The 13,756-nt window shown below is 42.1% G+C and carries 17 protein-coding genes; all 17 read right to left on the reverse strand.

The genetic code is table 11. The features are described 5' to 3' along the window. Positions 1-18: 18 nt before the first annotated feature. Positions 19-1,038 carry a LacI family DNA-binding transcriptional regulator gene (locus tag ABFV83_RS12930; RefSeq protein WP_349944363.1) on the reverse strand — a complete coding sequence of 340 codons (1,020 nt, stop codon included), beginning with the start codon at positions 1,036-1,038 and terminating at the stop codon, positions 19-21. Between the two features lie 580 nt (positions 1,039-1,618). Then, the gene (locus ABFV83_RS12935; RefSeq protein ID WP_349944364.1) at positions 1,619-2,464 is read right to left on the reverse strand and encodes a CPBP family intramembrane glutamic endopeptidase; all 846 of its coding nucleotides are present in this window, start codon (positions 2,462-2,464) and stop codon (positions 1,619-1,621) included. A 203-nt stretch (positions 2,465-2,667) separates the two neighbouring features. Then, entirely contained in the window at positions 2,668-3,498 is an 831-nt protein-coding gene (locus ABFV83_RS12940; RefSeq protein WP_349944366.1) for an N-acetylmuramoyl-L-alanine amidase, read from the reverse strand. Between the two features lies 1 nt (position 3,499). Then, a complete protein-coding gene (locus ABFV83_RS12945; protein WP_349944367.1) occupies positions 3,500-3,655 on the reverse strand; it encodes a hypothetical protein in 156 nt (51 codons plus the stop codon). Positions 3,656-3,737: 82 nt separating this feature from the next. After that, positions 3,738-4,154 carry a phage holin family protein gene (locus ABFV83_RS12950; protein ID WP_349944368.1) on the reverse strand — a complete coding sequence of 139 codons (417 nt, stop codon included), beginning with the start codon at positions 4,152-4,154 and terminating at the stop codon, positions 3,738-3,740. A 10-nt stretch (positions 4,155-4,164) separates the two neighbouring features. After that, positions 4,165-4,305 carry an XkdX family protein gene (locus tag ABFV83_RS12955; protein ID WP_349944370.1) on the reverse strand — a complete coding sequence of 47 codons (141 nt, stop codon included), beginning with the start codon at positions 4,303-4,305 and terminating at the stop codon, positions 4,165-4,167. Between the two features lie 4 nt (positions 4,306-4,309). After that, positions 4,310-4,618 (reverse strand): hypothetical protein, encoded by a 309-nt coding sequence (locus ABFV83_RS12960; RefSeq protein WP_349944372.1) that lies wholly within the window; start codon positions 4,616-4,618, stop codon positions 4,310-4,312. Positions 4,619-4,638: 20 nt separating this feature from the next. Then, entirely contained in the window at positions 4,639-6,096 is a 1,458-nt protein-coding gene (locus tag ABFV83_RS12965) for a glycine-rich domain-containing protein (protein ID WP_349944373.1), read from the reverse strand. Beyond that, entirely contained in the window at positions 6,089-6,523 is a 435-nt protein-coding gene (locus tag ABFV83_RS12970) for a hypothetical protein (RefSeq protein ID WP_349944374.1), read from the reverse strand. The genes ABFV83_RS12965 and ABFV83_RS12970 overlap by 8 nt, the downstream gene beginning before the upstream one ends. A gap of 12 nt (positions 6,524-6,535) precedes the next feature. Next, complete coding sequence (locus tag ABFV83_RS12975) at positions 6,536-6,931, reverse strand: phage tail protein (RefSeq protein ID WP_349944375.1); 396 nt, start codon at positions 6,929-6,931, stop codon at positions 6,536-6,538. Positions 6,932-6,946: 15 nt separating this feature from the next. After that, positions 6,947-7,864 (reverse strand): putative phage tail protein, encoded by a 918-nt coding sequence (locus tag ABFV83_RS12980; protein ID WP_349944376.1) that lies wholly within the window; start codon positions 7,862-7,864, stop codon positions 6,947-6,949. After that, entirely contained in the window at positions 7,857-8,912 is a 1,056-nt protein-coding gene (locus tag ABFV83_RS12985) for a baseplate J/gp47 family protein (protein ID WP_349944378.1), read from the reverse strand. Before ABFV83_RS12985 ends, ABFV83_RS12980 begins: the two co-directional genes overlap by 8 nt. Further along, positions 8,912-9,313, reverse strand: a complete 402-nt coding sequence (locus ABFV83_RS12990) for a DUF2634 domain-containing protein (protein ID WP_349944380.1) — start codon at positions 9,311-9,313, stop codon at positions 8,912-8,914. The genes ABFV83_RS12985 and ABFV83_RS12990 overlap by 1 nt, the downstream gene beginning before the upstream one ends. Before the next feature lie 16 nt (positions 9,314-9,329). Continuing rightward, on the reverse strand, positions 9,330-9,644 hold the full coding sequence (locus ABFV83_RS12995) for a DUF2577 domain-containing protein (RefSeq protein ID WP_349944381.1): 315 nt from the start codon (positions 9,642-9,644) through the stop codon (positions 9,330-9,332). After that, positions 9,637-10,593, reverse strand: coding sequence for a hydrolase (locus ABFV83_RS13000; RefSeq protein ID WP_349944383.1), 957 nt, complete (start codon positions 10,591-10,593; stop codon positions 9,637-9,639). Before ABFV83_RS13000 ends, ABFV83_RS12995 begins: the two co-directional genes overlap by 8 nt. 10 nt (positions 10,594-10,603) lie before the next feature. Beyond that, positions 10,604-11,272, reverse strand: coding sequence for a LysM peptidoglycan-binding domain-containing protein (locus tag ABFV83_RS13005; protein ID WP_349944384.1), 669 nt, complete (start codon positions 11,270-11,272; stop codon positions 10,604-10,606). Beyond that, positions 11,272-13,734: a phage tail tape measure protein gene (locus tag ABFV83_RS13010; RefSeq protein WP_349944386.1), complete on the reverse strand. Its 2,463-nt coding sequence runs from the start codon at positions 13,732-13,734 to the stop codon at positions 11,272-11,274. The genes ABFV83_RS13005 and ABFV83_RS13010 overlap by 1 nt, the downstream gene beginning before the upstream one ends. Between the last annotated feature and the right edge of the window lie 22 nt (positions 13,735-13,756).

Here is a 13,756-nt window from a genome sequence, read left to right on the forward strand (position 1 = left end):
TTCCTCCTTTATATTTATTTATAATTGCTTCACACTTTTGCCTTCCTCAAGAAAATAGTTTGTCATATGAACCTTGGAATACTTTTCATCATTAACCATTTTCATGAGAAGCTTTGCCGCATCGTAACCTTTTTGCAACATGTTCTGGTTGATACGGGTGATAAAAGGGTCTATGTATTTCATAAAGTAATTGCCGTCATAACCGGTAATAGAAAAATCCTCCGGACTCTGATATCCCAACTCCTGAACTGCTCTTAAAACACCAATGGCCGTTAAGTCGCTCATGCAGACAAAGGCGGTGCCAGCCTCTTTTTTATACTTCTTCAGCAGCTTTTTGGTTCCTTCATATGCTGTCTGTTCCATAAAGTCCGTATAGATCACTTTGCAGCTTTTTGGATCAATACCGTTCTTTTCAAGGGCATCTAAGTAACCCTGTTGACGTCTGATAGAAACATCGGACTTTTTCCGGCCATAAACAAGAATCAGATTCCGGTGTCCGCGGTCGATCACGTACTGGGTAATCTGCTCAAAAGCTTTTCTGTCATCTGTCATAACAGCCGATGTATATGCTCCGTCCAGCTGAATATCAATGGACACACATGGAAGTGTGGAATGAGGCAGACTTTTTACCAATGGATCTGTTATCCTGAGTCCCATAATTACGGCCCCTGATAATGAATATTCTCTGCAAAATGTGTCAAAATCCTTTTTTTCCTGTTCTTCCTTCCCAATGGAATACATAGCCAGATTGATCTCATGCTTCATCATGTAGGTATAAGCTCCCTGGATAACATTCATCATGAACTCGTTTGACTGAGCCTCCTCCAAAAGTCCGCAGATGAGTAACGCCACATTCTTTTTGTTTTTAGAAGATAGATTTTTGGCACTGGTATTGGGAACGTACCCAAGTCTTTCCGCCGCCTCTTCCACGCGCGCCCTGGTTTTGGCCGACACATCACTGTATCCGTTTAAGGCTCTTGATACTGTACTTACTGATAATCCTGTTTCCTGTGCCACGTCATAAATTGATTTTGCCATTTTACACCTCTTTTTTCCAAAAACGTTTTTGTCTTTTGAATTTTTTTAACACTTCTTTTTAGAAGTGTTGCATGAAAGTCTTTTTATCAAAAACGTTTTTGATAATTACAAAATAACATTTTCTTAGGGCTGTGTCAATATATTTTGTATTGTTTGTTATAAATTCCTAATTTCAATCGTTATCTTTGGATATTTTGTCTTGTGGTGTTTGTTTGAGAAGAATGCTTTTTCTCTCCACTGGCTGGCTGGATTTCTGTTTATGTCCTTTTTTTGATATTTAATTTTTGATTTTCGTTATACATTTTGTTCGATCATCTCATAGTGTTTTGGGATTTTGTTGCAGATGGCGTTTGATTTTTTTACAGATTAATTGCTGTAATTGCAAATTGGATCTTAATGCAGGAACGGTCAGGCGATGGGAATATTAATTATTTTTTTATATTATTATTAGGGAAGAGAAAAAGAATCGGCGGTTCGGACGCCTGATGTTTTGCTGCATAGCTGCAGCAGGAAAATGCCTGGCATCCGGACCGGTCAGAAGCATGAGGAAAAGGATGTTCAAAACGAAAGCAATAGAACATCACGGATGGAATCTATTCCTTTTGTTTCGATATATATAAAAGAAAAGCACAATAAGAAAAGAAAGTGTTTGTGCAATTGCAATCCGGACCGTCAATAGTTCATCCTCGCCGGAAGCCGTAGCCACATGCAGCAGATTAACCGTGGTGTTATTCACAAAATGTGCCGCCATTCCTGCCCACAGGGATCCTGTAAGCTTGAAAAGCATGCAGTACTGAATGCCAAGCAGAGTGCTTGTGGCCACCAGCATTAAGCCCGCCATGAGTGCGCCCGCCATGGACTGATTGCCGTCTATTACATTTCTCAGGGGCTGCATGATATGCCAGATTCCAAATAGAACGGAAGACAGTATACATGCGGCGGGAAAGGAATATTTTTCTTCTGCCAGCCGGACAAACAATCCACGGAAAACTCCCTCTTCCATAATTACATTGATCATGTTTCCAGCTATGCAGATAATGATGAACAGAATACTGCTCTCCATCCCCCGGTTGCCTAAAGTGGAATAGCTGGTTACATAAAACTTAAGCCCTGAAAAATTACCTGATATCGATTGCATCAGTATTTCAATTCCATAGCCTGCCGTAAAAACAACGGCGCCAAGCAATGTTCCTAATAAAATATTGCGGAATGTGTTTTTAGGAGAAAAGCCGATTTCTGACCATGAATACCTGAAAAATGGTATGACAGCCGCCAACAGAAGAATTCCGGTCAGTTTATGTATAAATGCTTCTCCGATCATCGACTGATCAGTACGGAATATGAAATATTCTATGACCCGGAATATAAAGCAAATGGCATAAAACATAAAAATGATTGGGATTGGATTTCGTTTGTAATTAAGCATAAGGATACCTCTCTGGCTGTTGTTTATGAAATTGGAAAAATTCTGTTGCCGCTGATTCATGGGATCATCTTTTGATGTATTTTTTGATTTTTACTAATCTGTTATACTGGTCATTTTAACATAGCATGTGAATATTTTCCAGCATTTGGGGACGGCTTTCATAATTTTAGACGGGGCCGGATTGCCGGACTCCCGTCTTCTTTTCATACAATGTGCAGGGCACCTTTTTCATCAGTGCTCAGATTGATTTTTCCTTCAAACAGGCTTCCGTCTTCTGTAACACGGTATAGTTCTTCTTTCCAGATGATCCAATGGTTTTTGGCCATGGCACCGTTGTCATTTAGATAATACCATTTGCCGTCTGCCCCGGTTTTCCATGTGTCTTTTACCATATATCCGGCACCATCGAACCAGTACCAGTCTTCCCCATCCTTATACCAGTCGTTTGAAACATATTTTCCGGTATTCCCTAAGTAGAATTTCCATCCGCCCTCTTCTTTAATCCATCCGGATTTATGCTGGGGATCTTCTTCCAGTGCTGCTTTAAAATCATTCCAGGTATGCTGGGTATGATTATATACGTAAGGGTTGGGGCAGATTTTTCCCGTTACATCATAGTGGCGGATTACATGATCAGCCGGAATATTGTACTGCTCCATCAGCCCTTTTATCAGCTGGACAGCGTTTTCTACTGTTGCAGCTTCAAAATACCAGTCCCTGCTTGTATCTGTCTGACTGCCATTGTTCCTGACACAAAGCTCTATTCCCAGGCTGTTGCTGTTGCGGCATTGCGGATGAGTATATGTTTTTGATCCGCAATGCCATGCAATATCTTTATCCTCAACGGACTGCCATATTTCTCCGCTGAATCCAACAAAATAATGAGCGCTGGCCCCAATGTATTGGGAGGCGTAATATTTGCAGTTTGCTTCTGCGCCTCCAAGTGCCCCCACATAGTGGATTACTATATATTTTATCCGGTCTGTCTGACCGTTGCTGTAGTTGTAGGGTGTCAATAGTTTGTGAACTTCCATATTAAATTCCTTCCCTTAAGCCAACAAACCCCATCTCATCTGCATCAAAGGATTCCCGGAAACGTTCAATTTCTGCGTAATCGGAATTCTTTAGATTTTCCTGTATTCCCAGCAGCACCATGTTTGGCATATCTTTTGTGGCTTCGCTTATGACCATAATGTCACCTTGTCCTTTTTGATTTATCATATGATGGATTTGGTGGAGATGTACCGGGGGTGGGATGGGCTTCTAATTGGTATTATGATGTTTGTGATTTTTTGTTTAAAAGGTCTATGGCATTAATTAGAGCCGCTGGGAGAGGCAGGCCCATGAGGCCTGCATTTTCTACTATGGATATTAGCTCGTTTGCCATAAAGCCGATGATGACTGTGTCGCGTATGTAGGAGGTGCCTAGGGATAGGTCCAGGCGGTGGGCGATTAATACAAATAACAGGGTCATGCATTTTCTGCATAGACCTTTCCAGCCGGCTTTGGATTCAAGGGTGCCGGTTTTTGTTTTGGTACTCCTCTTAAAGATCCCGGCCACGGCCAATCCGGAAAGAAAATCAATTCCCATAAAAAGAATTAAAGTTCCTATCCCAGTATCCCACCCTCCAAATAAAGATACTATAAAGCTGCCTGCCACCCCCGCGGCTGTACATAATGTATTTTTCATTCTCACGTTCCTAACTCTTCCAATATTCTTTTCCGACAATCTCCTGGAACTCATCTGCATTGATCCAGCGATCCACGGCATTCCGCACCATTTCTTCTGACCATAGACCTGAATCATAAAATTTTTTTACTTTATCGAAATTCTTACTCATTGTATTATACCTCCATTTCATATCCTGACATCATAGACAGGTAAGATACCTGGGCATTCAGCGTCGGCACCTGCTGTTCTACAGCAGGAACATAATCGATTTCTGTTTCACTTCCATCCTCGCTTATGTGATAAAAAATTCCATCATGATATTTATCACCTATCTCACACGGATATTGTAAACAGTCAACTGCAAAAGCCTTATCTCCATAAGCTGCCCTTGCTAGCCAGTTTGCCTTTTCATAATTGTCACATACAATAACATTCTTTATTTCTTCCTCAAAAATTTGAGCAAATAACTGATGAACAAACATCTTAAAATTCTCCTCTCTTATTATCCCCATCGCACAATACAGATACCCGAACCACCAGCACCACTGTATCCATTGTGATATTCAATATCTCGGCCGCCACCGCCACCGCCGCCGCCTGTATTTGGTGTTCCGTGAGTTGGTGCCGATCTAAAACCACCACCATTTCCGCCTCCACCTGCTCCACCAGGTTTATTATTTCCTCCGCCCCCACCTCCACCAGCATATAGGGTATTCCATGATTCTTCAAACGCTCTAGTTGTAGTATGTTGTCCAACGCCTCCATAAACAGGTGTATCATTACCTTTATATGAGGTTATACCATCTGCTCCATCAGTTCCACCTGCTGTATCATAATGGTTCCTAAAACCACTGCTATAACTAGTAATATAATTCACACCTCCTCCTGATCCACCATTACCTGGATCACTGATTCCTGGTTTTACTCCTCCTGCAGCTGAGACTAAATTACTAAAAGTAGTAGTAGATCCACTATACGTGCCTGACTTTGAACTTTCTCCTCCGGCACCCACTGTAATTGCAAATTGCTGACCTGGAGTAACTGTAATATTTTTAAGTGTAGCAGTTCTCCCACTGCTTCCGCCTCGTCCAGCATCGCTAGAAGAGCTGCGCCCAGTGTCGCCTGAGGATCCACCACCTACACAAAACACATCAATTGTCCGTACTCCTGCAGGTACAGTAAATGTGCCAGAAGAAGTAAATACTTGCTGACCTCTTGATGTAGTGGAAGCAGCAGTATTTAATGTATTTCCCCACATATCCGAAGGGTAACCAGACACATAAGCTGTAGCACTAAAATAATAAGTAGTACCAATTGAGGGCATCGTAACAATAACTTGTGACCAGCCACCAGATGTTGCATTATTACCATATCCTGTATAAATTCTAGTTCCACCAGTTCCCGGATATCCATTGGTAGAATAGTTAATAAATACTCCGCTAAAAGGTTTTCCTCCGGCCGCATACGGATTCTGCCATTGTAATAAAATTTGGTTTGTACTGTATGCGGCCGCACTAAAATTTAATATACTGTGTACAGAAAGAATCCCTGTAAGTTTACTTCCATTCACCCAAGCCGTTTGCCCATTTAAAATCTGTGCTGCAGTAGCTGTGGCAGAAGTCTGGCTTGCAAGGCTATTTACCGTAACCTTACCTCCCCCATTGTGAAAACCGGCAGGCACTGTATAGGAAGCACCAGCATTCAAACTCAGGGACACAGCGCCATGGTTTACCATAGAACCCTTTCTCTTAATCTTTGGATTCGAGTTATAATATGTTTTTCCTTCCAGTACCTGACTATCTGATACGTCACCGGTAAGCTCTAATGTACCTTCTACCACCTCATCCTCAGAGTCAGCTGTAATCACATTATACCCCTTTAATACCTCCGCCTTTGTAGCCGTGCATTCATCTGAACCAACTCCTGATCCACCGCTTCCGGCAATAATCACTTTACCCATTATCACTCACTCCTCTCAAATACACGCTGAAATCTCCGGTCGGTTTCTTTTCTCCACAATAAAACGTTACATATCCATCTTCTGTTTCCCCATCAGTTATCATTCCAACCATTTTTCTTCTAAGCTTCACCTCTGCCGGAGATAATTCCTTTGGAGTACATGGACTGATTACCGGGTTATCTGACGCTTTTATCCCAGTTACCGCAACCTTCTGGCTATATGGAATCATATTGCTCCAACCAGAGGCAGGAATAATGACCTCTATAGGCCGCTCATGCTGCTCCTGAATCTTCTTATTATAGAAAGTATTATTGAAAAGCTGTTCTATTTCAAAAGCCATTTCCTGACCGTCTGCCAGAGTTTCCCTGTCCCACCTTCTGATTTCCGTGGTATATTCAGGCGGATTTTTTACATTGCAAAATATCATAATTAAACCTCCTTAAAAAATTTCATCCATATCATAAATCTGAGGGATGTCCGCATCTTTTCCTTTACGCATAAATGTACGATAGGCAACCAGATCGCCGTCCAAATCAAACAACCCCATTTCCGATATTTCTTTTCCTGTTAATTCGCCCTTATCCAGAGTAGCAGTAAAACGGCATGTCGATCCCGCATCAGTTATGTATGCATGCGTTTCTATTTCTTTCATCATCAACTCATTGTAAAGCCCAATTTCATTGCCTGTTGTTGTCTTAGGCTGTCCGTTTTCATCCACGCCTCCGTCTCCCCATGCCATATGAGTGATCGTCGGGAGTGTTATATCCCCGGCATGAGCCTTGCAGAACTTCTTCCTGCCTGTTGTTGTTATTACTCCATTTGATGTTTTTGTCATTTTTCTCTTCCTCTCTTATAAAATTGATAAGCCACCATTTAACTTACGCCTACTATCTAATTTCCAAGTGCTATTCACTATATTTACGTTCATAACACGGGTAGGGCCTGCTGTCACCTGTTCCTCTGTTTCGGATGCAAAAGCCGCTTTCTCTTTGCATTGTATATCTCCCCTTAAATCAGTTCTAAATCTTAAAATATTACTACCTGTGGTAATTCGCTCCACAGTTACCGTAGGTACCTTTATTCGTTCTGCCGCTTGAACAAATTCAGGAACATTCGCCCCAAATCTGGATCTTATCGGATAAAAATCGATAAATTCTCCACTGTTATACCCATTCAGACTGCGGCTGCCATCGAATGACCAGAGATTGTCCAAATATAAATGCGGTAGATTATAGCGAGGATAAAAGCCTGTCCAGTAGCGGATTGAATTTTTACAAGAAGTATGAATATTATAATTTCCCTGATATTTACTTAAAAAAAACGTCTCCAAATTGGCTGGTATCATTTCCCGAATCATTCCTTGAATACTTTTCAGGACAGTTATCGGTCTCTCCTTTACCACAAGCTTTAATTTATAAATATGATGAAAAATATATAATTCATAGTCTTCACCTAATAAAGCCGTTAGCTGTTCTCCTAATTTACTCTTCGAGTAAGGAAGCTGGTAATTCCAATTTGCCAAAACTGCTGATCTTCTCTCATCAAGAGTAAATTGAGGCTCTGGTTTTAAATCCAAAAACAGCTCCCATTTCTTTATTCCTTGATAGTCTGCCGTCAAAATGAATCCAGCGTCCCAAAGATCCTGGCAACCATCATTAAGAACTTTGAATTCTTTGGCTTCTAGTTTGGCAATACTATCAAACTCAACAAATTCCTTAACATAGTCCGGGAAATAAGATTTCAAATCATTTTCTCTCCGATCATACATGAATCTCACCCCTCACAGCTATTCTGTCTGGTGGAATTACATAATTTCCACTTTTCCCATTGATGTTTGTATCAAACACATCAAGTATTCCTTCCACATCGAGCAGTTTGCTTTCAATTCTGGAAATCCTCACTACGTTTTCACTAACCTCCTGCCAGGATTTGTTTAGTTCTGCCAGATAGTCATCTATTGCATTACTGATATCACCAAAACACCGACTAGCATCATACCCTGATTGATATGCAATATTAGTTACAACAGATATTTTCTCCTCCTCTGCGCCAACTACTGTTACTTCATGTCCAATAGGTGCTAGTCCATAACCTTTTCCTTGATTCGGCTCTGGGTCAATTTCATCCTGTACTGTTTGAATCAAATCAGCAGTAGGAATACTATAAGATGAATCAATAATAACCAGCTTCACAGTTCCACCACCAGTCCATGCAGGAAAGACCTTTACCCCTCCCACTCCGGAAATTGCAGATACCTTTTCTTTATAATCTGCTATATTTCCACCATACGCCTGTGATTTTAAACTACTAAAATAGCGCTTACGAAATCGCTCTGTTTCTTCCTCATCTTCTCCAGGTATTAATAATTCCGTCAATTCTGCCTTTGTCAGCCCTTTTATATATTCAATAGGGATTAGCCTGCCGAAGTTGCTGTTTCCTGCTGCTCCTATTGTCTCGCATCGCATTCTATATTCACCAATACCTAATCGCTCTACAGCTGTGTAATTAAAAACATTTAATGAAAAACGGCTGCCTATAGGTATTTCTATATTGAATTCTCCTTTTAATTCTGCAAAAGTAGCGGCTTTTGGTATTACTCCACGCTCTGCTGCCCTTCGAATTAAAAACTCTCGGCTTGCTGAATCAGCAAACATTTCCTTTAAAACATGGTCCAATTCAATATACGTAATTGCAATTTCCGCTGCTGACGGAGCCAAAGCCGTGTAAATGATGGATCCTTCCCTCCTATCCAGATCTTTTGGAACTCTATCCAACATCCGTCTCAAAATAACTTCATACGTCATATTCTCATACATTAAATACTCACCTCCCTTTCCATCATAATTTCACCATAAGTGGTATGAACCATAAACCTTACATGAAGGATCTTCCCATTACCTTCAAAGGAAAATGTATCAACACTCTGAATCCTGTCATCCTGCTGCAATGCTTCTTTGATTCTTTTTTTTATCTTTGCTTTTACTAGCCCTGTTGACTTCCCAAATAAGCCGTTAAGCTCCACACCATAATTCCAGCTATAAATGAGCCAGTCAAACCGTTCTGTATTAAGAATACAGAAAACCGCTTGCTTTACCGCCTCTAAGCCATCTACCGTTCCGATTACCCGTTTTCTTTCCATATCCAATCGAAAGGTCTTTGACGGCACCTGTACCACCTTAAAATCCTGTTCTAAGATATTACCTGTTACCGGAAGCATGGCAACACCCCCTTTCCTACCATGTGCCTATTACCACGTACTGTTGTCCGCCCCTTTTTTGAAGCAAAAGAACCTTCTGATCAGCTTTTAATCCATTTTTCACGGCTACAGTCACCTCTCCGACCCCAGGAATATTCATCACTTCCCCATGATCTGTAAACTGCTTCGGCAAAATAACCTGGGATTTGGATAGGATCGTTTTCTGGTCAATTTGGATTTCAACGGGATTTTCCTTTATTACAGTCCCCGGAATCACATCACATGGGTCTCCTGCTTCAACCGCCTGAATAACGATCCGCTTTATATTTTCAATCCATTCTACATCAGCCACTGATTTTCGCCCCCCTCAATGTCAAATCCATAGTATGTACCCCCTCGTCAATTTTATGGGTTGCAGACTCGACTACCAGATAATTTTTTATTCCCTCATCCTTTATATCAAGGAATACCGGAATCAGGCAGCCTGCCCGTACCCGGATATCTCCAAAGGCATCCTTGATGGTCAGGGTCCTGGATGGGCGATTATACAAAGTCAGATATGTTTCCGCTATGGCCTGGCCGTCTGCCCCTTTATCAATGGACTCATCTTTCTGGAGAATCCCCCATTTATTGATATTTTCTGTGTGCTTTGTCATATAGATTTCTCTTTGCTTTGTATCACTGTCGTCACAATACAGTTTGATCTGGTTGTAAGTATCGCTGTCAATGCTGACCTTATAGTCATAATCCTGGGCTGTCTTGTCATCAATCATGATGTCAAGCTTCATGTTCTCCATATTTTTCAAAGTGAGTTTTCCTGCATCATCATAAAATGTAAACAGGTTTTTCGTATGTATCATTGCAAGATCCAGATTGTTTAAAATAATATCAAACAGCGTTTTATCCTTTTCTTTTCTGGAAATCCTGTCTCCCGTATCCTCTAATTCCCCCGTTTTCAAATGATAGTCCCTGGCTATCATCTGGATCACCTCTCCGGCAGTTAAATCCGTATAATTATAAGTCTCCTTATTTTTTAGATATCTAAGCTGATCGTAAGCGGTGACCTTCATTTCTCCATCACTGCTCCAGCTACGCTCAAAAATAAATCCAAAGAAAACAGGTTTCCCATCCACATCCAGTCGGAGGGCATTGCCCTCCTCGATCTGGAGGCGTTTGTCCGGGATCAGGGTAAAAGAACACTTTCCTGGCTGCCCTCTGCGCTGTGTTTCCCAGGTAATAGCTCCTTTCACTACCGGTTCGTATACGGTCTGACCGTTCTGGATATATAAATGTGCTTCCATTTTCTACCTCCTATGGCATAGTGAGAACCTGTCCTGGATAAATAACGTTTGGATTTGTTATTTTGTCCCGGTTCAGATTATGGATTTCCTGCCACCGGCTTCCGTTGCCAAGCTGTTTTTTCGCTATGGACCATAGACAGTCCCCCTTTGCAACCGTATAGTTCTTTACTGGCGGCGGCTCCCCCTGGCGTTCCCCTTCCTGCTGCCCAGACTCTATTTCCTGCTTCTCCTCAACAATGGTAAAATTCATTATTTTAGTTCCATAACTTTTATATTCCTTCATTGTGAGGGAGACGATAAGATCAAGTCCTTCACTCACATCATCTGTAACCTTGTAATCTTCCAGAGTTACATCCATGCTGGTATCAAAAAGACTGTTGCCTCCCATCCCTTGCCGGATAACGGTAAATTCAAAGGGACTTTGGCCATCCTTTAACTCCTGAAGTCTTTCCAGAAAGTCCTCCGCACTGTCAATACTTCCATCCCAGACCGCACTGGGGTAATCCATTTGCGGAATGATTACATCAATGCTTATTTCGGCGAGGCCAAAGGATTTGACCAAATTGATTTCTTCTCCGTTTATCAGGTTTGCCGTCTTGTTCTGCCCGTTATACTTGACAGGGATCTTTTCCGGAGGCAGAGGGAGAAGCATATCGTCAATATAAACTTCATATGCCATTAAAAATTCACTCCTTCCGCTGCCGAAGCAAGAATTTCGCTGGTAGCATCACCAAGCCTTCGATTCAGTTCATCATAATCAGTCATGTTCTTTATGGTGTTGTTGTTATTTACATCTACCTTCAGTTCCGCCAGTGTAAAACGGTTAATGATTTCCTGCTCTGCGGCATCCCTCATATATTTCAGTTCCTCATCCACGATATCCATTGAGTCTGCCATGGCTGCCGTATTCATGGCAGTATCTCCGATACCCTGGGCAATGCTGTCAGTTGTTCCGGACAGGGCGTCTTCCGAAGTCCCTCCTCTAAAGAAGTTTTTTATGTCATCAAGTTTTCCCTTGGCACCTCCTTCTAACCCTCTTCCAAATGTATCCCACTTCTGGAAGTTTTCACCATATTTCAACCGTTCCGGTGACCAGCCAAGGTCAGCCAATACCTGATCCATATCCAGCTTATCTGCTTTGACTTCATAAGTTCCATTTCCATACTTATCAGCTAACTCATCGGCAAGATTAGACAAATCATCCCGCCAGCCTTTCACAGTATCCGCCATATTCGTACCAAATATAAAGTCCAGGCCCTCTGCTATCTTTTGTATCACTCCGAGAACCGTATCACCTAAATCCGCAAATAAATGAATCACGGAAGCGACCGGATCATTAAACAGATTTCCAAAAAAGTTTGCAAAAGCTACCCAGCCATTATAAAAGTACTCAATAATCCCAAATCCAATTTCTAAAAGCCCCATAAGAGCATTAGCTATAAATGCAACGGCTACCGCAATAACACCGCATATTAGTCCGGTTGCACTGTAAGAGGTTCCGGCGAATTTATTAACAGCAGCCACACCTGCATAAAAAAGCGCTATTAAAATGATAATAAGCATAATTATCCAGTTAAGGGGACAGGCAGCTAATGCTGCATTTAATCCATCCTGTGCAGCTATCAATGCAATTATCGCTGCAGTCTCTGCCCAATCACAGATTGTTTTCCACGCCTCACCGGCCGCATTCTTTAATACCGCAATCCATCCTTCCTCCATGGTCGCGTTGTAAACAATCAATGCTGCAATGATTCCCCACAAAACAGGTTCAATCACAGGCCATATTTCAGTAAAAGCCCTCCCCACAGTTCCTGCTACAAATCCAATGGCACCAAAGATCCCACTGATTTCACCGACATTCCCCTTAAGCCCGGTTGTAAAGCTGCTGATGGCTTTGGTCACATTGTCAACTGTATTGCCTATGGGACCAGCTAGCCCCATATTGATCGTCTTAGCCAAAGAACTCAGCGCGCTGGCTGCATCGTTGTATTTTACACTATTTAATTCTTCCAGGTGTTCCGTTGACAGCGTTACAGATCCATCCAAGTTGGACAATGCCATAATTCCTTCACTGCCAAGCTCTCCCCAAGCGCTGCCAAATAGCTTCATTCCTGCTATATTTCTACTGACAGGATCTTCCATGCTGCTTAAAGCGGCAATGGTCTGCTGAAATGCCTGCTTTGCCGTATCACCGCCGCTTCCGAATGCTTCTGTCATCTTAGCCGCGTCAAGCCCCAAAGCAGAAAAGCCTTCCTGAGCGTCCTTTCCTCCGCCAACAGTCCTTGATGAAAATTCCTTTACAGCCTCACCTAAAGTGCTGACTGATACTTCTCCGTTCTGTGCCCCATTGATAAGCATGTTAAACATATCTGCCCCGCCAAAGCCTAGATTCTTAAACTGGGAGGAATATTCATTGATCGTGTCCAGCAGTTCCCCATTTTTATCAAGCCCGGCCTGAGTTGCCTGTACAATTAAGTCCAAGGACTGAGCACCAGTTGCTCCAAACTGCTCCTGCAGCACTCCGGCACTATGGATACTGTCTGCCAGGCCGTAACCAAAGGTATCTTCAAGGAGTAATCCCGCTCTTGTAAGCTGCTCCAGGCTATTTCCCGTTTGACCAGTCATCTGATGAACCGAAGACAAACTCTTTGCTGCATCTTCCAGACTGCCGCTTATGTTATCCACGTATAGATTTTCAGCACTTTGCTTTGCCATATCCAGATCCTGCCCTTGCATTCCGGTTCTGGACTGTATGAGATTTCCGGCTGCTTTTATATCATTTGCCTGGTTGAATATTTCCATAGGGCTGGTGTTGATTCCCATCTTACCTAAGCCAGATAATGCCTTATCCCAGAGTTCCTTCATTTTCTGGACTTTTTCCTTGCCATCATCTATGGTTTTATTTAACTTTTTCTGCTGTTCCCTGGCCTCCACGATTACTTCCGTAACCTGTTCAAACTGAATTCCCATACTATGAATATCCGTTACTGCAGCCGTCATCCCAGGCAGCCCCATAAAACCACTGGCCGCCATCTGAAATTTTCGAAAGGACTCGCTTGTAATATTGATTGAATGATTGATTCTCGTTAACACGGAGGAGGCTCCATCCTGAAGCTGTATTGAATTTTGTATTGTTGCCATACGCTTTTCCCTCCTTTCCTTT

It is taken from the genome of Lacrimispora sp. BS-2 (assembly GCF_040207125.1).
GTDB lineage: Bacteria > Bacillota > Clostridia > Lachnospirales > Lachnospiraceae > Lacrimispora.